Source organism: Magnetospirillum sp. WYHS-4, from assembly GCA_039908345.1.
In the GTDB taxonomy this organism is placed as follows: Bacteria; Pseudomonadota; Alphaproteobacteria; order Rhodospirillales; family GLO-3; genus JAMOBD01.
Map to the genome: position 1 here is coordinate 1 of JAMOBD010000126.1, position 2,816 is coordinate 2,816.

Annotated in this window: 4 protein-coding genes; all 4 read right to left on the bottom strand. The window is 64.1% G+C overall.

Annotation, left to right across the window (positions count from 1 at the left end; all coding sequences use genetic code 11):
* Window positions 1-1,415 (bottom strand): B12-binding domain-containing radical SAM protein (locus tag H7841_18160; protein MEO5338782.1); only part of this gene is annotated, 1,415 nt, incomplete at its 3' end.
* 217 nt (window positions 1,416-1,632) lie between these two features.
* Complete coding sequence (locus tag H7841_18165; protein MEO5338783.1) at window positions 1,633-1,923, bottom strand: HigA family addiction module antitoxin; 291 nt, start codon at window positions 1,921-1,923, stop codon at window positions 1,633-1,635.
* A gap of 12 nt (window positions 1,924-1,935) precedes the next feature.
* Window positions 1,936-2,235 carry a type II toxin-antitoxin system RelE/ParE family toxin gene (locus H7841_18170; GenBank protein MEO5338784.1) on the bottom strand — a complete coding sequence of 100 codons (300 nt, stop codon included), beginning with the start codon at window positions 2,233-2,235 and terminating at the stop codon, window positions 1,936-1,938.
* Window positions 2,236-2,479: 244 nt separating this feature from the next.
* The gene (locus H7841_18175; GenBank protein MEO5338785.1) at window positions 2,480-2,656 is read right to left on the bottom strand and encodes a hypothetical protein; all 177 of its coding nucleotides are present in this window, start codon (window positions 2,654-2,656) and stop codon (window positions 2,480-2,482) included.
* Window positions 2,657-2,816: the final 160 nt, after the last annotated feature.

Sequence of the window (2,816 nt, forward strand, 5' to 3'; positions counted from 1 at the left end):
ACCCGGCGCAGGTCGTTGCGCCGGCCGCAACGCGGGCACTCCCAGGCCAGATGGTACGTCTCGGCACGGTGGGGAAGCGGGCGGTCGTCGACATCGAAGGCGAGCGGCGGATGGGGTTCCGTCAGGGTCATCCGGAAGATCGCGGTGCGGAAACGGAAGCGCCGGTATTCTTCGTCCGTCATGGATGTCAGATTGACCGCCGGCGTTTCCTTGATGAGGTCTTCACGCGCGGGCCCCCGCCCTTCCGCCAGCGCCCGGTGGTAGACGGGGCTGCCCGGATAGACCTGAAGCAGGGACAGGCTGATGTGATACTCGCGGTGACGAGCCCACCAAGCCATCGTTTCGTCGGCGGTCGCCAGGGTTTCGGCGGAATCGCCGAAGATGAAATTGCCCTGGATGCCGATCTCCGCTTCATGGGTGAGGCGCAAGGCGGTTTCGAGGCGGGTCCGATCGATCTTCTTCTTCATGCTCGCCAGGACCGTATCGCTCATGCTTTCCAGGCCGTAGCTGGCGTGGACGCAACCGGCCTTCTTGAGGGCGGCGATGGCCTCGGCATCGAGAATGCTGACGTGCATCTGGGCGGTCCAGCGAATGCCGAATTCTCCGATCCTTTCGCAGAACTCCATCAACCGGCGTTTCTTGACGGCGAACAGTTCGTCGTTGACCAGCAGGAGGTTGACCCCAAGGCGATCCACGGCATCCTTCAATTCGGCGAAGAAGCTATCGAGGGATCGTTCCCGGTAGATGCGGCCGATGGGATGGAAGCAGAAGGTGCAGGCATAGGGGCAGGACCGGCTGGCCACCATGGGCAGGGCGCGGGGTTCGTCGACGAAATGGAACAGGCTGTTGTCGGCGGCGGTCTGCATGGACAAGAGTCGATCAACGCCAAAGCCCTCGTAGTCGGGCCAGGGCAGTGCGTCGATATCGTGGAGCGCCTTCCGCTCGGGTGTCCGCCTCAGGCCGCCGTCGGACTGGCGGAGAGCGAGCCCGGCCACCTTGTCCAGGCCTTGCCCCGCTTCCAGGGCCGAGGCCAGTTCGACGACCGTCTCGTCCGCCTCGCCGACGGCGCCGATGTCGATGTCGAGCAACGGCGCCACCGCATCGGGGTCGCTGGAGAAGATACCGCCGCCCACCAGATTGACGATGCCCGGCTTGGCCCGCCGCGCCGCGGAAAACAGCGGCGCGATGATCGGGAAGTGGGGCGACAGCCCGCCGGTGGCGAAGACGTCGGGATCGATTTCCCGGACCTTGCGCTCCAGGACGTCCTCGAACTCCCCCGGTTCGTGGTTGAGGTTGAGGCAGTGCACCTCATGGCCCGCCCGCTTCAAGGCGGCCGAAACGTACCCAAGCCCCAGGGGGAAGTCATAGGCGAAGCCCATCGGGGCGAAACGGGGCATGGCGATGAGGAACCGCATGCCGCCATTCTAGCGGGGAACCTCCGGCGGGGCTAGGCGAAGAAGCGATCCGTGACCGTCTACCAACCCGACGGCGGGGCTCCTTCCGTCAAGCGCGGCTCCTTCCGTTTCGGCACCGGGCGGCCGAAGCGGTTGCCGCCGAGGGGGTAGGCACCCTCCTGGAATGCGTTCTTGATGCTCTCGGTTCGTACAGGCCCCTGGCTTCAGTTTATCTTCGTCACGCCGCGTGCTGGACGCGCTTCACCTTGATCTCGTCGGCATGCTTCATCGCGCGGGCAAGATCGTAGGCGGCCTGAAGCCGGTACCACGTTTCCGCGCCGCCGCCGAACGCCTTGTCAAGGCGGATCGCCATCTCGGGCGAGATGCCGGAATGGCCGTTGACGATATCCGACATCTGCTTGCGGCTGACGCCGAGCTTCTTGGCCGCATCCGTCACGCTGAGGGCTAGCGGCTCAAGGCAATCGTGCCGAACCGACAATCCCGGATGAGGCGGGTTCTTCATGGCCATGTTTTCGTCCTTCTAATGGTAGTCGACCATATCCACGTCGCAGGCATGAACGCCATCGAAGCGAAAAGTGATGCGCCAGTTGCCCGAGACGCTGACCGACCAGTATCCCGCCAGATCGCCCTTCAAGGGATGAAGCCGGTATCCTGGCAGGTCCATGCTGGCGGGTCCAATTGCCTCGTCCAAACGTGCCAGGATGCGCTCCACTTTGTCGGCGTATTCGGACGGCGCCCGCCGCCGGTCACCCTGTTCATAGAGGAGCTTCAGCCCCTTGTGGCGAAAGCTGACGATCACCGCCGGATTGTAACCCGTCACCTATCATTTTACAATCCCAGGCGTTTCGCCCCGGTTTTCCCCAAACATTCCCAAACTCTCTGAATAACCAAGGATGAGGATGCCGCAGGGAACAAGTTCTACAACCTGAACGCCGATCTGGACGGGGGGAGCGAGCGCCGGAATGAGAAAGCCCGCGTAGGCCTGGAATCCAGAGTCCAGGGGCGCGGGCCTCCCGGGGAGGGATACTCCCACGGTCAAAGTATAGCGCAACCGCGCTCGGACATCAACTTGACCGCCTACCAACGAAGAAGCGATCCGTCCCGTGCCGGTCCTCGACTTCCTTGACGACCCGGTCCACTCCGGCCAAGCGGGCGGCCAGTTCCCCGTCGCCGGGCGCCATCAGGCGCCGCGCCTGGGTCAGGTGCAAGCGGGCCGCGGCGGGACTGCCCTCGGCGACCAAGGCCAGGGCGTAAAGGGCATGGTAGTGGGGGTCGAATGCCTTGGAAACGACCAGTCTGCAGCAATATCTCGCCCATGTCGCGATAGGCGAGAATCACGGCTTCGGGGCGGTTCTCGCCATGGTCCGGAAAAGGCAGGTCGATGATCCTCCGGTAGACGGC